This is a genomic window from Nannocystis sp., assembly GCF_016714285.1.
In the GTDB taxonomy this organism is placed as follows: domain Bacteria; phylum Myxococcota_A; class Polyangia; order Nannocystales; family Nannocystaceae; genus Nannocystis.
Genome location: NZ_JADJNN010000035.1, coordinates 35,653 through 53,550 on the forward strand (window position 1 = coordinate 35,653; position 17,898 = coordinate 53,550).

General features: G+C 70.9%; 16 protein-coding genes, 2 tRNA genes and 2 pseudogenes. 7 read left to right on the forward strand and 13 right to left on the reverse strand.

Annotation, left to right across the window (positions count from 1 at the left end; all coding sequences use genetic code 11):
* From IPJ59_RS32380 to IPJ59_RS32400, 5 genes are all read right to left on the reverse strand, one after another.
* Positions 1-1,419 carry a DsbA family protein gene (locus IPJ59_RS32380; RefSeq protein ID WP_293275074.1) on the reverse strand — a complete coding sequence of 473 codons (1,419 nt, stop codon included), beginning with the start codon at positions 1,417-1,419 and terminating at the stop codon, positions 1-3.
* A 125-nt stretch (positions 1,420-1,544) separates the two neighbouring features.
* Positions 1,545-3,677, reverse strand: coding sequence for a DsbA family protein (locus IPJ59_RS32385; RefSeq protein ID WP_293275076.1), 2,133 nt, complete (start codon positions 3,675-3,677; stop codon positions 1,545-1,547).
* Positions 3,678-3,691: 14 nt separating this feature from the next.
* The gene (locus IPJ59_RS32390) at positions 3,692-5,140 is read right to left on the reverse strand and encodes a DsbA family protein (RefSeq protein ID WP_293275078.1); all 1,449 of its coding nucleotides are present in this window, start codon (positions 5,138-5,140) and stop codon (positions 3,692-3,694) included.
* Positions 5,141-5,260: 120 nt separating this feature from the next.
* Positions 5,261-5,818: a hypothetical protein gene (locus IPJ59_RS32395; protein ID WP_293261872.1), complete on the reverse strand. Its 558-nt coding sequence runs from the start codon at positions 5,816-5,818 to the stop codon at positions 5,261-5,263.
* Between the two features lie 203 nt (positions 5,819-6,021).
* A tRNA-Gly gene (locus IPJ59_RS32400) sits at positions 6,022-6,094 on the reverse strand.
* Positions 6,095-6,263: 169 nt separating this feature from the next.
* Here IPJ59_RS32400 and IPJ59_RS32405 point away from each other — a divergent pair.
* Positions 6,264-6,339: transfer RNA gene (locus tag IPJ59_RS32405), tRNA-Asn, on the forward strand.
* 60 nt (positions 6,340-6,399) lie between these two features.
* Positions 6,400-7,323: a hypothetical protein gene (locus tag IPJ59_RS32410; RefSeq protein ID WP_293275080.1), complete on the forward strand. Its 924-nt coding sequence runs from the start codon at positions 6,400-6,402 to the stop codon at positions 7,321-7,323.
* Between the two features lie 87 nt (positions 7,324-7,410).
* Here the strand turns inward: IPJ59_RS32410 and IPJ59_RS32415 are convergent, their stop codons facing one another.
* From IPJ59_RS32415 to IPJ59_RS38380, 3 genes and pseudogenes are all read right to left on the reverse strand, one after another.
* Positions 7,411-8,193, reverse strand: a complete 783-nt coding sequence (locus IPJ59_RS32415) for a thioesterase family protein (RefSeq protein WP_293261878.1) — start codon at positions 8,191-8,193, stop codon at positions 7,411-7,413.
* A gap of 1 nt (position 8,194) precedes the next feature.
* A complete protein-coding gene (locus tag IPJ59_RS32420; RefSeq protein ID WP_293261881.1) occupies positions 8,195-8,722 on the reverse strand; it encodes a methylated-DNA--[protein]-cysteine S-methyltransferase in 528 nt (175 codons plus the stop codon).
* A gap of 361 nt (positions 8,723-9,083) precedes the next feature.
* Positions 9,084-9,356 (reverse strand): annotated as a pseudogene (locus IPJ59_RS38380) (NAD(P)-binding domain-containing protein); the annotation flags it as partial.
* Between the two features lie 139 nt (positions 9,357-9,495).
* Between IPJ59_RS38380 and wrbA the strand changes: the two are divergent.
* Together wrbA and IPJ59_RS38385 are read left to right on the forward strand one after the other, a co-directional pair.
* Positions 9,496-10,089, forward strand: coding sequence for an NAD(P)H:quinone oxidoreductase (gene wrbA, locus IPJ59_RS32425; RefSeq protein WP_293275082.1), 594 nt, complete (start codon positions 9,496-9,498; stop codon positions 10,087-10,089).
* A gap of 249 nt (positions 10,090-10,338) precedes the next feature.
* Positions 10,339-10,587: pseudogene (locus IPJ59_RS38385) on the forward strand (winged helix-turn-helix transcriptional regulator); the annotation flags it as partial.
* Positions 10,588-10,707: 120 nt separating this feature from the next.
* Here the strand turns inward: IPJ59_RS38385 and IPJ59_RS32430 are convergent.
* The 5 genes from IPJ59_RS32430 to IPJ59_RS32450 all read right to left on the reverse strand — a co-directional run bounded on the left by IPJ59_RS32430 (position 10,708) and on the right by IPJ59_RS32450 (position 15,542).
* Positions 10,708-10,923: a putative antibiotic biosynthesis monooxygenase gene (locus tag IPJ59_RS32430; RefSeq protein ID WP_293261893.1), complete on the reverse strand. Its 216-nt coding sequence runs from the start codon at positions 10,921-10,923 to the stop codon at positions 10,708-10,710.
* Between the two features lie 234 nt (positions 10,924-11,157).
* Positions 11,158-12,696 (reverse strand): serine/threonine-protein kinase, encoded by a 1,539-nt coding sequence (locus IPJ59_RS32435; protein ID WP_293261896.1) that lies wholly within the window; start codon positions 12,694-12,696, stop codon positions 11,158-11,160.
* Positions 12,697-12,803: 107 nt separating this feature from the next.
* The gene (locus tag IPJ59_RS32440) at positions 12,804-14,111 is read right to left on the reverse strand and encodes an Ig domain-containing protein (RefSeq protein ID WP_293261899.1); all 1,308 of its coding nucleotides are present in this window, start codon (positions 14,109-14,111) and stop codon (positions 12,804-12,806) included.
* 256 nt (positions 14,112-14,367) lie between these two features.
* Entirely contained in the window at positions 14,368-14,790 is a 423-nt protein-coding gene (locus IPJ59_RS32445; RefSeq protein WP_293261902.1) for an RNA-binding S4 domain-containing protein, read from the reverse strand.
* The gene (locus IPJ59_RS32450; RefSeq protein ID WP_293261905.1) at positions 14,787-15,542 is read right to left on the reverse strand and encodes a tRNA (adenine(22)-N(1))-methyltransferase; all 756 of its coding nucleotides are present in this window, start codon (positions 15,540-15,542) and stop codon (positions 14,787-14,789) included. Before IPJ59_RS32450 ends, IPJ59_RS32445 begins: the two co-directional genes overlap by 4 nt.
* Positions 15,543-15,605: 63 nt before the next feature.
* Between IPJ59_RS32450 and IPJ59_RS32455 the strand changes: the two genes are divergently transcribed.
* From IPJ59_RS32455 to IPJ59_RS32465, 3 genes are all read left to right on the forward strand, one after another.
* The gene (locus tag IPJ59_RS32455) at positions 15,606-16,862 is read left to right on the forward strand and encodes an RNA polymerase sigma factor (protein WP_293261908.1); all 1,257 of its coding nucleotides are present in this window, start codon (positions 15,606-15,608) and stop codon (positions 16,860-16,862) included.
* A gap of 13 nt (positions 16,863-16,875) precedes the next feature.
* The gene (locus IPJ59_RS32460) at positions 16,876-17,184 is read left to right on the forward strand and encodes a DUF493 family protein (RefSeq protein WP_293261910.1); all 309 of its coding nucleotides are present in this window, start codon (positions 16,876-16,878) and stop codon (positions 17,182-17,184) included.
* A gap of 78 nt (positions 17,185-17,262) precedes the next feature.
* Positions 17,263-17,880, forward strand: coding sequence for a hypothetical protein (locus IPJ59_RS32465; RefSeq protein WP_293275084.1), 618 nt, complete (start codon positions 17,263-17,265; stop codon positions 17,878-17,880).
* The last annotated feature ends 18 nt before the right edge of the window (positions 17,881-17,898 follow it).

Here is a 17,898-nt window from a genome sequence, read left to right on the forward strand (position 1 = left end):
TCAGGCGCCGGGCTTCTCCTCGGCGTCCGCCATGATCTTGTCGTAGACCTGCCCGCGCGGGGTGCCCGCGTCGACCAGCTTCTGCGCCTTGGCCTTCTCCTCGTCGATGAGGGCGGCGAAGGACTCGAAGGGCTGGGCGCCGGAGAGGAAGCGGCCGTTGACGAAGAAGGCCGGGGTGCCGCGGGCGCCGAGCTTGTTGGCGACGGCCTCGTCGTCCTTGATCATCTGCGCGTGCTCGGCGGACTCGAGGTCGAGCTCGAACATCGCGGTGTCGAGGCCGAGCTCCGTCGCGTAGGCGACGAAGGTGGGCCTCGTCATGTCGCTGGGGTTGGCGAACAGCTTGTCGTGGAACTCGAAGAACTTGCCCTGGCGGTGGGCGGCGAGGGCCGCCATGGCGCCGTCACGGGCGGCCGGGTGCATCGGCAGCGGGCGCTGGCGAAACACCAGGCGGAGGTCGCCGGCGTAGGTCTTCTTGACCTGCTCGAGCGCCGGGTTGACCTTGCTGCAGAACGGGCACTGGAAGTCGGAGAACTCGACGATGGTGACGAGGGCGTCGTCGGGGCCGTGCTGCGGGCGGGCGTCGAGCGGGACCTTGTAGGTCTTGGCCGGGTCGGGCTCGCCGGGGCGGCGCTTGGCCGGGCCCTGGGCCCCGCCACCGCCGCCGCGGGTCGCCTTGGCGTCCTTCATGAGCTCGGCGTAGATCTGGTCGCGGGCGATGCCCTTGTCCTGCAGCGCCTTCACGGCCTTGAGCTCGTAGTCGATGATCTGCCGCCACTGCTTGGCCGGGAGCGCGCCGTTGTAGTTGTGGCCGTTGACGAGGAAGTAGGGCGTGCCGCTGAGGCCGGCCTTGCTGCCGGACTTGTGATCCGAGTCGACGGCGGTGTTGGCCTCGCTGCTGGCGCGGTCCTTGTCGAAGCGGGCGACGTCGAGGCCGAGCTGCTCGGCGTACTTGCTGAAGTCGGCGTCCAGCAGGGCGCGCTGGTTGGCGAACATCAGGTCGTGCATCTCCCAGAACTTGCCCTGCTGATGCGCGGCCCAGCCGGCGCGCGCGGCCGGGGAGGCCTGCGCGTGCCCGGCGAGCGGGAAGTGCTTGAAGATGACGCGCACGTCGCCGGGGTAGTCGGCGATCGCCTCCTTGAGCGGGGCCGAGACCCGGGCGCAGTACGGGCACTGAAAGTCCGACCACTCGACGATCGTCACCAGCGCGTCGTTCGGGCCGATCTGGGGCTCGTCGCCGCGGAGATCGGCACGGAAGCGGACGCCCTCCTCGAGATCGGCGGCCGGGACGAACCAGGTCTCCTTGATCCACTGGCCCGCGTAGAAGCCGACGCCGAGAGTGGCCGCGAAGCCGAGCACCGCGATTGCGATGGAGGCCGCCGAGCGCCTGGAGTTCGAGGTTTCGGGTTTTGCGTCGCTCATCGGGGTGCCCCTGGGTACCTGGGAAATTGTCGCAGCACAAGCGGAGCGCCCGGGGCGCTCCAGAGATGTCGCGCCGCCGGCCCGGGCTGCGAGCGGGCCGGACGGCGCGTGGGTGGACTAGCGCCTCACTTCGCGCCGGCGGGGAGCGGGACGTTGGCGCCCGGGGCCTGCTTGCCGGCCGCGCCTGCGGGCGGAGCAGCGGCTCCTGCAGGCTTGGCGCCGGCCTTGGCGGCGGCCTTCTGGGTCGCCTCGAAGCCGCCCGCGAGCTCCTCCTCGAACACGCCCTTGAAGCGCTCGAAGGGCTGGGCGCCGCTCATGAGGCGGCCGTTGATGAGGAAGCCGGGGGCGCCGCGGACCTCCATCTTGGTGCACTCGGCCATGTCGTCCTGGACGCGCTTGGCAGTGCCGGCGTCGGCGTAGTCGCGCTCGAACTTCACCATGTCGAGGCCGAGCTGCTTGGCGTAGCCCTTGAAGTCGTCGTCGGAGCGCTTGGCCTTGTCGGCGAACAGCAGGTCATGCATCTCCCAGAACTTGTTCTGGTTCTGGGCCGCGATCGCGGCGCGGTGGGCCGGCTCGGCCATCTTGTGCATCGGCAGCGGGTAGTTGCGGAAGTAGACCGCGACCTTGTCGCCGTACTCCTTGACGATCTGGGCCACGGTGTCGGCGCCGCGCTTGCAGAACGGGCAGTCGAAGTCCGAGCACTCGACGATCGTGATCTTCGGGTTCTTGAGGTTGCCCTTGCCGGCGAGGCCCTTGGTGATGACGTCGCGGCGCTTGAAGTCGGCGGGCGGCGGCGGCGGCGGGACCTTGAGCTCGGTCTCGAAGCCCTTGATCATCTCCTCGTAGAGCTTGTCCTTGGCCGGCTTCTTCTCGGCGAGGAACTTCTCGGCCTTGACCTTCTCCTCCTTGATCAGGGCGTCGAACTCCTCGAAGGGCTGGGCGCCCGAGAGGAAGCGGCCGTTGACGAAGAAGGCCGGGGTGCCGTTGGCGCCGAACTTGGCGGCGATGGTCTCGTCCTCCTTGATCATGACGTCGAGCTTGGGGTCGGCGAGGTCCTTCTTCCACTGATCGATGTTGATGCCGGCGATCTGCGAGGCGTAGGTCTCGAGCGACTTGTCGTCGAGCGCCTTCTGGTTGGCGAAGAGGGCGTCGTGCATCTCCCAGAACTTGCCCTGCTGCGCGGCGGCCAGCGCGGCCTTGGCGGCCGGCTTGGCGCGGTCGTGGAAGCCGAGCGGGAGCTGACGGAAGACGATGCGCACGTCCTTCGGGTAGGTCTCCTTGATCTGCTTCATCGTCGGGCCGACGCGGCTGCAGAACGGGCACTGGAAGTCCGAGTACTCGATGATCGTGACCAGCGCGTCGGCCGGGCCGAACGCCGGGCGACCGTCGGCCGGGACCGCGTAGTTGACGGCGGCGTCGGGCTGGCCGGGGCGCGGCTTGTTCTCCTGCGGCGGCTCGACCCGCTTGTCCTTGGCGGCCTTCATGATGCGCGCGTACACCTCCTCGCGCTTGCTGCCGTCCTTGATCAGCTGCTCGGCGGCGGCCTTCTCCTCGTCGATGAGCTTCTTCAGGCCCTCGATCGCCCGCGGCGCGCCGCGCTGCCACTTGCCGTTGATGAAGAAGCTCGGGGTGCCGCGCACGCCGAACTGCTTGCCCATGTCGAGGTCGGCGGTGACCTTGCCGGCGAAGGTCTTCTTGTCCAGGGCGTCCTTGAACTTCGCCATGTCGAGCTTGAGCTCCTCGGCGTACTTCTCGACGTCAGCGCGGGTCATCGCCTTCTGGTTCTTGAAGAGGATGTCATGCATCTCCCAGAACTTGCCCTGCTCGCCGGCGGCCAGCGAGGCCTCGGAGCCCATCTGGGCGTCCTTGTGCATCGGCAGCGGGAACTGCTTGAAGACGATGCGCACGTCCTTGGCGTAGGCGGGGTCCTTGACGACCTCGTGCAGCATGTCGGTGAACTTCGAGCAGAACGGGCACTGGTAGTCCGAGAACTCGACGATGGTGACGAGGGGATCCTCGGCGCCGGTGTAGGCGTCCTTGTCGCCGTAGGTGACGCGGAAGCGTTCGCCCTGGACCTTGGCGGTCAGCGAGTCATCGACCTCTTCCATGGTGATGAGCTTGCCGGTGGCGCCCGGGGCCGCGGCCTCGGCGGTCTCTTCGGCCTTCTTGCCGCCGCGGTTGCCGGTGCACCCGGTCAGGGAGGAGGTGGTCAGGGCCAGGGCGGTGACCAGGAATACGGGGAGGCTGATGCTTTTCATGCTTGGTGTTCTCTTCAGTTCGAGGCTTCAGGGTTCGGCAGCGGGCTACCTTCGCGAGCCAGCAGCGTGGTGATGAGCTCGGCTCGGGGGATGCCCTCGGCCTGCAGTTTCTTGGTGATGGAGAGCTCGACGTCGATGTCGGCCGCGAGGGCGTCGATGTCGCGGTAGCCGCTGATGTAGCGGCCGTTGAGGAAGAACGCGGGCGTGCTGTCGAGGCCGAGCCGGCGTGCGTGCAACATGTCCTCGCGGACGCGGGCGGCGGCGCCCGGGCCGTCGAGGTCGGCGAGGAAGCGGGCCTCATCGAGGCCCAGGTCGCGGGCGATCGCGAGGAAGGTGTCGCGGCCGAGGCTCGGCCGCTCCAGGGTGAGGAGGCGCTGGCAGAACGGCCAGAACTGGCCCTGGGCCTCGGCTGCGATCGCCGCGCGGGCGGCCCCCTCGGCGCTGCGGTGCGCCGGCAAGGGGAGGTGGCGGAACACGACCCGCAGGTCGTTCGGGTAGCGCGCGGGGAGGAGGCGGAGGGCCTCGGCCGCGCGGCGGCAGTGGGGACAGGCGAAGTCGACGAAGACGACGAGCGTGACGGGGGCGTCGGCGGGGCCGATGCTGGGGGCGCCGAGGAGGTCGACGGGGTAGCGGCGACCGGCCTCGGCGCGGACGAAGTCGGCGGGCAATTCGTTGATGTCGACCGGGAAGCGTTCGGCCAGCTGGCGGCGCATCTCGGCCTGCTCGTCGTCGAGGTCGATCGGGCCGGTGCCGGCGTCGGCCTGAAAGGTCGCGTAGAGGTCGGCGCGGGGCGTGCCCGCCTGCATGCGGGTGCGCGCGGCGAGGATCTCCTCGTCGAGCAGCTCGTGCCAGGCGGCCTCGTCGCGGTAGCCGATCACCGGGCGACCGTTCACCAGCGCGACCGGACCGAAGTAGATCCCGAGGCTGATCGCCTGCCGCCGGTGCTGCGCCCGCAGGGCGCTAAAGGCCCCGAGCTCGAGGTCGTCGAGGAAGCGCGGCACGTCGAGGCCGAGCGCCTCGGCGTGGGCCTTGAGGGTGACCCGGTCGAAGCGCGGCTCGCTGAAGAGGCGGCGGTGCATGGCCCAGAACTGGCCCTGCGCGCCAGCGGCGAGGGCGGCCTCCGCGGCCCGCTCGCCGTCGGCGAAGCCCGGGACGGTGAGGCTGCGGAAGACGACCCGGAGATCGTCGCCGTAGTCCTCGAGCAGGTGCTCCAGCACCTTCGAGGTGCGGGCGCAGGGCGGGCAGGCGTAGTCGGAGTAGACGACGACCGTCACCAGCGGCAGGGCGCCGCCCTGGGGGTGGTCGTCGGGGCCGAGCGGGACCTTGTGGCGCCGCTCGGAGACGGGCGGGGCCGTCGGGGTCTGGGGGTCGCCGTGGGCGTCCGCGTGGGGTTCGCTGGGGGTCGCCGCGCAGCCTGTCAGGGTGAGCCCGAACAGGGAGGAGGCCAAAATTGTAGAGCGCATGTCGGACCGTCTCGAACAGGGATCCGGTGGGACCGGACGTACAGGCGGAAGTCGCCTGCGCCTCTCCGGGGCGGTGGTCGCGGTCGCGAAGGCGCGACCCGGACCTGCGTCCCGGAGCCGTTACGCGAGGACGGCGCGGGGGGGCGGCGGGATCGGCTGGCTGTGGTGGGAACGCGGCGCAGGGCCGTCGCGCGGGCGTACGACCCGGACCGCGGTCGCGAGCGAAACGAGGGCAGCGTTGCGCTGCGCCGCGAGGCCGCCGGCGGCGGAGATCAGCAGTTCGGGCCCGATCGGCGGAGGTGGCACACCGTGGTGCATCTGTCCGCAGTCTTCCCGGTGCGGGTCGCAGACCTGGCGGTTGTAGAGCTGCTCGAGCAGGCGCGAACAGGTGCCCCGCGACATCAACAGCAACGCGGGATCGCTGACGAGGTCGGCGAGCAGGTCGCCGCCGCAGAGGATGTTGTCCTCGTCGCTCTCGTCGTCGCCGCAGATCCCGACGCCGAGGAGGTCGAGCAGGCGGTTGTGCAAGTCGGTCTGACGGGCCGATGCGCCGCCGCGTCCGCCGTCGTGCCCGCCCTGAACCGACGCCGGCGCGGCTGGCACGGACGCGGCACCGCTGACGCCGATCCACAGGAACAGCGCGAACAAGCAGCGGATGAGGGTGCGCAGGGCGGCCACGGAAGATCCCGAGCGTGGAGGCTAGGCGGTTTGCAGAAACTGCGCAAGCGGCAAGCTATTCCAAACAGGCGCATGGGGCCCCTCTCGCGGCCTTGTGCTGGGTCACATACTGCGGTGCCATCGCAGGAGCCAGCAGCGGTGGAGGCGCCACAAATGCTGAAGGCCCGGACTCTCGGGTGAGAGGCTGGGCCTTCAGACTTGTGAGCGGGAGACGAGACTCGAACTCGCGACATCAACCTTGGCAAGGTTGCGCTCTACCAACTGAGCTACTCCCGCGCTTCGGGGGAGGCGGAAAGTAAGTCAGGTGCCAGGCAGGAGTCAAGAGCGTTCTTCGACCCTCCGAGAATTTTCCGCCGAGCCTTGCGCCGGGGATTTCGGCTTGACGCTGGGTGTGGCTTTCGATAAACAGCTGCGCCCCTGGTCCGCGAGGTCCTGGGGAGATCATTCCGACTTAGCTCAGTTGGTAGAGCAACGGACTGTTAATCCGTGGGTCGCTGGTTCGAGCCCAGCAGTCGGAGCCACCCACTCAGGGCCGCGAGATCGCGGCCCTGAGCGTTTCGGGCCTGGTAGGCTGCGGCCGGATGGACACCGCGACGACTGTGATCGCCGAGCTCGCGGCGCTGGTGAACGCGCGCATGGCGGCGTGGACGGGCGGATCGTTGGCGACGCTGGCGGGACGCAAGGGCCTGCGCGACGACCCGGGTGAGGCCCTGACCGGGCACCTCGAGCGCCATCGCGAGGTGATCTCGGCCTGGCTCAAGGACAGCGGCGAGCCGCACCTGCTGCGCTGGCTGCGACGCCGCAACCAATTCGTGCAGCTCGACGCGGCCGCGATCGCCGAGCTCGACGCGCTGGCCCGGCAGGCGCGCGAGGGTGCTCTGGCGGCGCTGGGCGAGGGCGTCGGACTGCGTGCCGCGATCGCCGAGGTGGCGGCGACGCTGCGCGCCGGGCTGGCGGCGTTTGTCCGCACGCAGCTCGGGCCCGAGCCGCGCGAGGTGCGGTGCAGCGAGTACACGCCGGGCCTGCAGCTCGAGGTGCTGGGGCTGGGCGTCGCCGAGCTGACGGCGCCGGTCCTCGATGTCGGCTGCGGCCCGGCGGCGGCGCTGGTCCAGTGGTTGCGGAGCGCGGGGCTGACGGCGGAGGGCATCGACCGCGAGGCGCCCGCGAGCGCGACCCTGGCCGACTGGCTGCAGTTCGACTACGGGGTCGAGCGCTGGGGCGCCGTGCTCTCGCACCTCGGCTTCTCGCTGCACCTGCTGCACCACCACCTCGCCGGCCGCGCTGCGGCCTTCGTGCACGCGGAGGTGTACATGCAGATCCTGCGATCGCTGCGCGTCGGCGGGGTCTTCGCGTACGCGCCGGGGCTGCCCTTCCTCGAGCGCATGCTGCCGCGCTCCCACTACGCGTGCACCCGCGTCGAGCTGGCGCACCCGGCCCTGCGCGCGGCCCAGAGCGACACCGGTCTGTCGCTCGGGCACGCCACGCAGGTGCGACGCCTCGCCTGACGCCTAACGCCTCGCCTAACGCCTCGCCTAACGCCTCGCCTAACGCCTCGCCCAACGCCTCGCCTAACGCCTCGCCTAACGCCTCGCCTAACGGAGGATAGCGAAGGTCTGCTGGTTGAGCGCGACCGGTCGATCGCCGTGCCAGAGCTCGCGGAACTCGACGCAGAAGCCCTCGTGCAGGCCAGCGACGCGACCGGTGTAGAGCAGCGGGACAGCGGGGTCGAGCTCCGCGGGCGCGACCAGGATCTCGGCGGTGAAGCTGACGGTGGCCATCGGCCGCGGGCGCCCGTCGAAGATCGCGGGCCACCAGGCATCGAGCAAGGCGATCAGCGCCGGCGCGTCGAGTCGGGGCGGCGGACGCCGCAGCCGCAGCCACCCGAGCGGACCGCCGGGTCCGGGATCGAAGGGCGCCGGACCGGCCGAACGGTACTCGAAGTGTGGCGTGAACACGGGCGCGTCGGGCGGGCCGAGCGAGAGCTCGGGGAGCGAGTCGAACGGCGGGGCCGCGGGCGGGCGCAGCGGCGCAAGCACGTGCGCGTCGGCCTTGGCCGCGCTGAGCACCGCGCTGGCCCGCGCCTGGACCTCGCCGCCCTGGAGCAGCCGGGCGTCGAGGTTGCTGAGGTTGTTGCCGCGGCGCAGCACTTCGACCACCAGCTCGGCGGGGCCTGGTTGCACCGGACCGCACAGGTCGCCGGTCAGCGAGCGGGTGACGCGGGACCGATCGGGCTCCGTCGCCTCCATCGCGCGCAGCAGGGCGGCGAGCACGAGGCCACCGTAGGCCCCCCTGCCCTGCTGCCAGCCGTCCGGGACCTGCCAGAGGAAGCGGCCCGGTGACAGCGTGTCGATGCGACTGACCTGGGAAAAGTCCACGTCAACGACCCTCGCCGATCGCCGCGCCCGCGACAAGCGGCAGGGCGCCGAGGCCCAACGCTCGCTGCGCCGCCTCGTGCTGCAGCAACCATCGCTTGCGCGGCAGGCCGCCGCCGAAGCCGACCAGACGTCCATCGGCGCCGACCACCCGGTGACAGGGCACGACGATCGCTATCGGGTTGCGGTTGTTGGCCATGCCGACCGCACGCGCCGCCTGCGGCTGACCGACGCGGCGCGCCAGCTCGCCGTAGCTGATCGTCTCGCCGTGGGGGATCTGCGTCAGCGCCTGCCACACGCGCCGCTGGAACTCCGTGCCCGCGGGCGCGAGCGCCAGATCGAAGCTGCGCCGCTGACCGGCGAAATACGCCCGCAGCTGCGCGCACGCGGGCGCCAGCGCCTCATCGTCGCGGTGCCATGCGGCCGGCGCGGCGGTCTCGTCGGCGAACTCGAGGCGGACCAGCGCCCCGTCGCACAGCGCCAGGCGCAAGCGACCGACCGGGCTCGCCAGCTCGCTGAACCGGACGCTCACCGCTTCGCCTGTACGAAGGCCCAGCTGCGCCCATGGCCCTCACGCAGCGCGAGGTGGATCCACAGCACCGCGAGGTTCTCGAGCACGGCGGCGTTGCGCAGCGGCCCGCTGTCGATCGGGGCGAAGCCAGCGGCCGTGGCGACGGCTGCGACGGCGCGCTTGGCCTGAGGTCGTCGCCGGCGAGGAACACGTTGGCTGGCGTCCCGGCGAGCGACGGGTCGAGGTGGATCTCGGCGCCGAAGGTGTTGAAGCCCTTGACCACGCGGGCGCCGGGGACGGCGGCGGCGATCGCCGCCGCCACCGATCCCTCGGCTGGCGGCGCCCACACGGGGCCGTCCTTCCAGGCGACGGGGTTGGTGCAGTCGACCACGATCTTGCCGACGAGGCCGGCGTCCTTTGCGACCTGCACGGCCGCGGACGTGGGCGTGGCGATGAACACGATGTCGGCCGCGGCCGCCGCGTCGCGCGGTGTGAGCAGCTCGGCGTTGGCGCCCGCGCGGGCGAGCAGGTCCTTGGTGTCGCTACCGGGGCGGACGCCGAATTTGACGGTGAAGCCGGAGGCGGCGAGGCGGACACCGAGGTTACCGCCGACGTTGCCCGCGCCGAGGATCGCAATGGTCGTGGAGCTGGTCATCTTGGACCTGTCTATCACAACGCACGACCAGGCTGACCCGCACTAAGATGGGGCCTCGAGACCGCGACCCACGCCTGCAACGATGTGTTGCGCAGCGCGTGGGCACCGGGCGGGCGCGATGCAGTATCGTGGGCCCCGCATGACCAACATCGCGATCATCTACTATTCATCCACGGGGACCAACCACGCGACGGCGCATGCCGTCCGCGAGGGAGCCAGCGGCGCGGGGGCGGAGGTCCGGGTGCGGCTCGTCGCCGAGACCGCGCCCGAGGCCGCCGTCGCTGGCAACCCGGCCTGGTCCGCGTTCGTCAAGCGCAGCGCCGACGAGCCGCGGGCCACGCTGGCGGACCTCGAGTGGGCGGACGGGATCGTGTTCGGCACGCCGACTCGCTTCGGCAACGTCAGCGCGCAGCTCAAGAGCTTCCTCGACGGCGCCGGCGGCCTGTGGTTCCAGGGCAAGCTGGCGAACAAGGTCTACGCCGGCTTCACCTCGGCGCAGAACCCTCACGGCGGCCAGGAGTCGACCCTCCTCGCGCTCTACAACTCGATCTACCACTTCGGCGGCTACCTCGTCACGCCGGGCTACACCGACCCGTCCGTGTTCGCGTCCGGCGGCAACCCCTACGGCGTCTCCGTCACCGCTGGTGGCGCCGGCCCGACCGAGGCCGACCTCGCCCACGCCCGCTACCTCGGGAAGCGGGTGGCCGAGGTGGCGCAGAAGCTCGCGCGCTAGCACGGCGTACAGCGAGGCACGGCGGCTCGGCGCCCCCTGCCCCGCTCCCTCGTCGCTCTCCCTGCGCTTGCGCGGCATGACGCCTCCCAATTGCTGGCTGCTTCCGAAAGGGAAGCAAGCGATGAATAAGAAGTACTGTGGTCCGGGACGCCGCAGCTTGTCAAGCAGCTTCCCTTTGGGAAGCGCCGACGTATAATGCCGGGCATGCGGCGCGTCTGCGAGCACATCTGCCCCCGCTTCCAGCTGGCGATGGACATCATCGCCAGGCCGTGGAACGGGCTCATCATGGCCTCGCTCGAGGAGGGCCCGCTGCGCTTCGGCGAGCTGCAGGCCCGGATCCAGCACGTCGGCGACCGCATGCTCTCGGCGCGCCTGAAGGACCTGCAGCTCCGCGGCCTGGTCGAGCGGCGCGTGATCCCTGGGCCGCCGGTCGGCGTCGAGTACGAGCTCACCGCCGCGGGCCGCGGGTTTCGGGCCGTCTTCGAGGCGGTCGCTCGCTGGGGTCAGAGTTTGAGCGGCGCGCCGGCGCGGGCGGGCGAACGAAGGCCCGAACGAAGGCCAGCACGAAGGCCAGCACGAAGACCCGCGCGAAGCCTGGCCCGCGGACCCGTTGAGGCCTCAGCTGCGCAGCCAGCCGCGGAACACCCTCGTCAGCAGCGGCATGTGCACCCACGTCATCAGCGGAACGATCAGGCCGGTCATGAGCAAGGTCTGCAGCGCGACCGGCAGGCCCTCGATCTGCGGGCGTACGAGCAGCATCATCGCCGTGACCGTGGGCCACAGCCCCAGCCAGCTGAGCAGAGCCAGCTTCCACACATCCGTACGCTGCTGCATCGCCTCGTTCAACACGATATCGGGGGGCGCCTCGCAGCACCACTGCGGCGCTCGCAGACCTGCGCGGTCAGCTGTCTGGTGGTCGGGCCGCGACCGGACAGCTGTCGCGCCGAGACGGCCCGTCCCGGCACGTCCATGCATCTCGACGCACGCCGACCGACCCGTACCGGACAGCTGCTCGCGGGACGCGGCACGAGTCGCTCGGGGCGCAAAGATCCTCGCGGGCAGATCGTCTCAGCGGCGCTGTCGCAGCTGCCACACGAGCAGCACGGCCAGACCCGCGCAGCCGGCCCAGGCGAACGCAGTGTCGACACCGGACGCTTGCCCGAGCCCGCCGTGGCGCAGCGCCTGGATGAGCAGCGCCGGCGCCAGAGCCAGGCCCGCCGTGAGCGCGGCCAGCGGCCAGAAGGGCCGCCGCTCCGAGCCCGCCAGCGTCGTGGGCTGCGGCACCTGCCCGTTGCGACTGCTGCCGGTCGGGTCGTCGAGCGCCTCACGAAAGCCCCGCAGCGGCTGCGAATCCGGCCGCGCCGTGGGCAGCGCCTGCAGCGGACCGGTGTCGCCTGCGGCCATGTGTAGCGCCGTGTTGCGGTTCTTGCCCGCGAGCTTGCGCGACAGGCCGCGCATCGCCTGGCGCATCTCCTCGGCGGTCTGGAAGCGGGCGCCGGGGTCGCGAGACAGCGCGCGGACGAAGAACTCGCGGAAGGGCCGGGGCAAGTTGGGCGCGTGGGTGGCGATCGGCGTCGGCTCCTCGGTGGCGATCGAGTAGACCAGCGAGTGCACGTCCTCGGCGGTGTGCGGCAGCTTGCCGCTGATCGACTCGTAGAGCACGACCGCGGTCGAGTACAGGTCGCTGCGCTGGTCGAGCGACGCGCCGGAGGCCTGCTCCGGCGACATGTAATAGGGCGTGCCCATCAGGCCCTCGGCGTTGTTGATGTCGCTGCTGTCGTCGAGCAGCAGCGACGCGCCAAAGTCGAGGATCTTGAGCTGGTCCTCGTTCATGTCGGTCTCGAAGCTGCGCACCGTCGCCAGCATCAGGTTGTCGGGCTTGATGTCGCGGTGCACGATGCCCCGCTTGTGCGCGGCGATCAGCGCCGAGAGCACGCCGTCCATCAACTCGCAGGCCTCGTCGGGCGGCAGATGCCCGCCGCTGCGCTTGAGGTACTCGCGCAGGCTGCCCTGATCGAGCAGCTCCATCGTGATGTACGGCATGTCCGCCGACGCCGGCGAGATGTCGTAGACCCGGACGATGTTGGGGTGGCCGAGCTCCCCCATCAACATGGCCTCCTGGCGGAAGCGCTCGATGACCTGCACCTTGGCCCGGAAGCGGTCGAGCAGGAACTTGATCGCCACGCTGCCGTGCAGGTGGGCGTGCTCGGCTCGCCAGACGATGCCCATGCCGCCCTTGCCGAGCAGCTTCTCGAGGCGGTACTTGCCGTCGATGATCGTGCCCGGCGTCAGCGTGCTGGCGCGCGAGCCCTTGCCCACGCCGTCGTGCAGGGTGCCGAGCGCCGTCGTCATCATGCCGGGGCGCATCGTCGTGACCATCCCCGGCGGGTGCAACGTCGGCGAGACCTCGCCCGCGGCCGGCAAGCTGTCGATGTTGGTGATCGCCATCGGCCCGGGCGCGGTGGTGCCGGCGTCGACCTGTCCTTCGGGCAAGGTGGCACGCCAGCCGCCCTCGACCGTCGCCGACAGCTCCGGATCGGGGCCAGACGGCTCCTGGGCCACGAGCGGGGTGGCGAGCTCACGCGGGCTGTCAGAGGCGAGGTTCATGCCAACAAACTGAAGCGCCGCGATTGTATCCCGATCTCGGCGGCGGGCGCCCGCGGGGTGAAGCCCGCGAGCCCCGCTGGCCCGCGCGTTTCAGGGCGCCCGCACGTCTACGGCTGGGGGCGGACGATGACTGCAAACGCGAGGTTAGAATCGTCGCCGTTCGCCAGGATCGCGTCCTTTCCGGTGCAGTCGCCGTTCACGCTGCTCACGCAGTAGTCGATCGCCCACTGCAGGATGAAGGGCCGGGTCTTGAACTCGTCGGGCGGGACATCGCCCTTGGCCCACATCTCGTGCGCGAAACCGGTCTTGAGGCCCATCTTGGGGAACAGGGAGCAGCCGATCTGCTTGTCCCCGTCGGGCTCGTTGGCGTCGGCGACCAGGGGACACAGGCCGAAGCACTTGTCCTTGTCGGTCGTACACGGGCCGGTGCCGAAGGGCGAGGGCGAGACGGTGTACGCGAAGCCGAAGAAGCACGACCCGCCACACGCGCCCTTGTCGATCACGAAGCTGGGGTCGGCGTCGCCATCCAGCAGCAGCGGCGCGTCGGCCTTGGCACTGAGCACCAGCGGCTCGAGCTCGTTGTCCAGCTTGCCGCTGTGATTTCCGATGATCTCGTAGGCCTTCGGCGCCTGCGTGCCCTGGGTGGCACAGAACGGCGCGTACACGTCGACGCCCGACTGTCGCGCGCGAACGATCCACGCGTAGGTGCCGTAGCGCGTCTCGGTGATCGACCCGGCGATCGAGCACTTCGCCTTGTCGATCGTGATACCAGCCGGCAGGGTGCCGTCGCCGATGCCCTTGGGCGCCGCGCAGTCGATCGGCGAGCCGTCGCCGCCGCTGATGTAGTCGAGCAGGGAGTCGCCATCGACGAGACAAGGGCCATCGATCGCGTCGAGGTCGACGCCGAGCTGGTCGTTGAAATTGACGCTCGGACAGTCGGTCATCGCCGACATGCCGCCGCTGTCCATCACTGTCAGCGCGAACACAAAATCCCCGACGTCCTGCGAGGCGCCGCTGATCGCACCCGTCCCGGCGTCGATGCTGAGGCCGTTCGGCAGCCCCGTCGCGCTCCACGTGTAAGCCGGGCTGCCGCCCGCAGCGCTCGGCTGATGGCTGTACTTCGCCGCCTTGGCCCCGGCAGGCGGGCTCCCACAGTCGACCGTAAGCGGGTCCGGCGGCGGGCCGGTGGTCGTGTCCGTCACGCCGCTCGTGCTCTGCGCATCGGTGGTGCCAGTCGGCACGTTGGTGTCGCTCTCGGTGCCCCCCGTCGTCGGCGTGTCCGTCGTCGATGTGCTGTCGCCAGTCGGCTGCTTGGTCGTCTGCGAGTCGCCGCTGCCGCCGACATCCTCGTCGTTCCCGCACGCGGACAACGTCAGCAGGCCGACGGCGCAGACCAGTGTTCCATGTACACGCATATGCAAGTCTCCTTCGCCTAAAAACAGGGTCGCAGCGCGCATCGACGCGCGCGGCGAGAGGATAGCACCCACGCCCGACCCCGCAGTGCACAAAACAGCGAGCGCGTATGGCGTCCGCGGCCCCGTCCGCTCGCTGCGCAGCCGAGCTCACGCCTCGCGAGCGATGAGCCGGCGCTGCACCGGCGCCCGGGCCCATCGCCAGGGCCCCGGAGCTCGCAGCTCGCGCTTGCTCGGGCGACCCAACCGCGGTCGCGAACTAGTACCCGCGGACGCGCCGGATGTCCCGCAGCTCGCGCTTGCTCGGGCGACCCAAACCGCGGTCGCGAACGATCATCCCCGGCACCTCGACCGGCGGCGGCTTGGCCGGCGTCCTGTCGACATACAGCGTGCTGGCCAGCCCCGCCGGGCCGCGGCGATCGCTGAGCCCCGCGACGGCGAGGATCCGCAGATCCTCGCCCGTACGCACCGTGATCTCGTCGCCACGCTTGAGCAGCTTGGCCGACTTCACCGAGCTCCCGTTCACCTTCACGTGCCCTCCGGCGCACGCCTCACTGGCCAGACCCCGCGTCTTGAAGCAGCGCGCGGCCCACAGCCACTTGTCGACGCGGACCGACTCGAGACTCGCCATGTCACCCGTGACCGCCGACGCGGCCGGCCGCTCCTCGCCCGGTTCCGTCATGTCGGCCCAGGATGCCCCTGCCGCCGCAGCTTTTCCAGGGCCCGCAACAACAGCCCGCGCCGGCGCTCCTGCCCCGCGCGGCGCAGGGGATCGACGGCCCCGATCGCACGCGCCAGCCCGGCTGCCTCACGCTCGCAGCGGCGTAGCTCCTGCTCGAGCTGCTGCTGCAGCGTGGCTCCGCCGCGGCGCAGCAGGTGCGGTCCGACCAGGCACTGCAGATCATCGAGCTGCACCCCGGCGCCGCCGGGCTCGGCGACGAGGATCACATGGAAGCGCCCGCGCTCGACCACCAAACACTCCTCGACCAGCCCCAGACCCACGTCGCTGAGGCCGCGGCGCAGCTGCTCGTGGCCGAAGTTCGGCTGCAAGATCAGGCGGGCCAGGCTGCGCGTGCGCTCGCGGTCCGCCGCGAGGATCGCCAGCATGGTCGGCGCGCCCATCCCGGCGATCACCGCGGTCGCCACCTCGCCAGGCATCAGCGGGGCCAGCCCCTCGCCGAGCCGCAGCTGCACCCGATCCGCCGCGCCCGCGCGCTGGACCGTCACGCGCGCGCGAGCCAGCGGCGCCGGCGAGCGATCGCAGGCGACAGCCCACGGCACCCGCCCCGCGAGCACCAGCGCCGTCGGCAGCCGCCCGTGGTCCGTGCCGATGTCAGCGAGCGGCCGCCACGGCAACACCAGCTCGGCGATCGCCGCCAGGCGCGGACCCAGCGGCATGCCCGGCGTCATCGTCATCATCCCAGGCGGCAGCACGCGCGATCCGTAGCACGGGCGGCGCCTTGACAAGCGCGGACGATGCGACGACGCTCGGGCGACATGACGGAGAGGGATCCCGCAGCCGCCTCCCGCATCCGCGAGGCCACGGCTGCGGACCAGATGGCCGCCGCCGCCCGCGGCGACGTCGACGCCTTTATCCTGCTCTGCCAGGCCTACACGCCGCTGCTCATGGGCGTGGCCCTGCGCATGGTGGGCGACCGCAACGAGGCCGAGAAGGCCGTGCACGAGGTGTTAGTCGAGTCGTGGCGCAGCTGTCGCGTGTTCGACCCGGCCCGGTTCAGCGTCCGCGTGTGGTGGACGATCGGCGTGCGCACCATGGCCCTCCGGCGCAGCAAGGGCCGCCGCGTCAAGCGGATGGCCTCGACCCACGACACGATGATCGCCCAGCTCGGCCCCGCGGTCGAGGCGGCCGACCTCGCCGAGCAGCGCGCGAAGGTCCGTCGCGTCCTCGACGCCCTCACCGCGGAGCAGCGCAGCCTCCTCCAGCTCGCCTACTTCGACGGCCTCTCGGCCACCGAGGTCGGCGACCGCTCCACCATGAACGCCGGCCAGGTGCGCTCGCACCTCGCCGAGGCCCTGCGCGGCCTGCGGACCGGCCTGTTCTGGGCCGACGCCCCCCAGGTCGGCCCGGCCGACGACCTCGCCGCCGCCTACCTGCTCGCCGAGCTCAGCCCCGAGCAGCGCGCCGCCTGCGACCTCGGCGACCCCATCCAGCACCAGCACCACAGCCTCGACGCCGCGACTTCGGCCGCGGTCCGCGACACCGTCCACGCGCTCGCGCTCTACACGATGCCCGGCCCCGCCCCACCGCGGATCAAGACCCGCGTCGAGGCGGCCATCACCGGCCCCGACCGCATGCAGCCGTTCGCGGCCGACCTCGCCCGCTTCTTCGCCATCGACCTCGCCACCGCGCGCGAACACATCGCCGCCGTCGACCACCCCAAGGGCTGGCTCGAGGACAGCCCCGGGGTCCGCATGCTGGCCCTGCTCCGCGACGCAGCTGTCCCTTCGGACAGGTCCAATCGCGACGACGCCCTCGAGGCGACCATGGTCCAGGCGCCCGCCTGGCCGAACACCTGCCTCATCCGGATCGCCCCCGGCCACAGCCTCGGCCCCCGCTACCCCGGCAGCCCCGCCACCGCGCTGGTGCTGCAAGGCAGGCTGCTCGGCGACGACGGCCGCAGCGCCCAGGTCGGCGAGACCTGGGCCTGGCCGGCCAGCGCCGCGCTCGGCACCGCCAGCCCCGGCGAGGTCGAGCTCATCTGCGCCGTCCGTGCCGGCTCCACACAGGCGTGATAGGACTGCCCGCATGTCCACCGACATGCCCAAGGGATCTGGCCGGAATGCCCCCTCACGGGAGGCCATGTTGGCCGTGCACCAGTTCCCCGGCGAATACGTGATCAAGGCCTTCGGCCCCGGTCACTCCGACTTCCACACCGCCGTGCTCGCGGCGGCACACGCCGAGCTGCGCCCTGAACAGGTGCAGACCCAGGCCCGCAGCACCACCACTGGCGCCCGCCAGTGCGTCACCCTCACGCTCCAGGCTGAGCGCGTCGAGCAAGTCGAGGCGGTCTACGAGCGCCTCTATCTCCTGGAGTCCCTCTTCCTGATCCTGTGAGCGCCATCACTGCGGTGATCCATCTCTGCGATCGTCGTCACCAACATTCGCCCCCTCGCCCTCGTCGGAGCTGCCCTCATGACCCGTCCCCTCGCCGCCCTCGCCCTCGTCCTCGCCCTCGCCCCCGCCGCGCTCGCCTCCTCGGGCTGTAAGCCAAAGGCCGTCCGCGGCGGCCCCGGCACCGAGAACCCCAACCTCGACCAGGGCGCCATGAGCACCACCCTCGACCGCCGCGACCTGCAAGAGCTCATGCGCATGAACATGGACAAGCTCATGGCCTCGCCGTGGTGGGCCCAGATGACCCAGACCCCCGGCCAGGTCGTCGCCATCTGGCCCTTCAAGAACGAGACCTCCGAGCACATCGACGACCAGCTCAACACGCTCCTCGCGGACATGGAGACCGAGCTGGTCAACGGCGGCACGGTGGCCGTCGTCAGCCGCGAGCGCCAGGCCGAGATGGCCAACGAGGTCGCGGTCCAGCAGAACCGCAACATCTACGACCCCAGCTTCGCCAACCAGATCTCGCGCCAGCTCGGCGCCAAGTACTACATCACCGGCAAGGTCGGCTCGGTCGACGAGTTCTTCAACAACGAGCGCCGCGTCCAGTACACCCTGTTCATCCAGGTGATCGAGGTCGAGACCAGCCTGGTCCGCTTCCAGAACAAGGCCGAGCGCAGCAAGGCGATCGTCCGCTAGTCCCCCGCTCGTCTGTCC